The 222-nt window shown below is 12.2% G+C and carries 1 protein-coding gene (running past one end of the window); it reads right to left on the reverse strand.

Features of this window, described 5'->3' with window-relative positions; all coding sequences use genetic code 11:
* Positions 1-217: 217 nt before the first annotated feature.
* Positions 218-222: the end of a hypothetical protein gene (locus LUA84_RS05570; protein ID WP_457913302.1), read on the reverse strand. Its footprint extends 115 nt past the window's final position; only the last 5 of its 120 coding nucleotides appear in the window; its start codon lies beyond the right edge, outside the window; its stop codon occupies positions 218-220.

Genomic DNA, 222 nt, shown 5'->3' on the forward strand with positions numbered 1-222 from the left:
TTAACTTCATAATATATTTATATATACCATTCTTTTTTATTTTTTATATAGGATATCAAAAATTCTTTTAATTTATTATAATCATAAAAAATATTCATATTATTATAATTATAATTTTTAATAAATTCATTAAGTATTTTTTCTTCTCTTTCTGTAAAAAGATCTTTTTAAGAGAAACAGAATATTATTTCTTTATTAAATATCTTTTTTATCATATTTAAT

This window comes from Candidatus Nanopusillus massiliensis, from assembly GCF_920984865.1.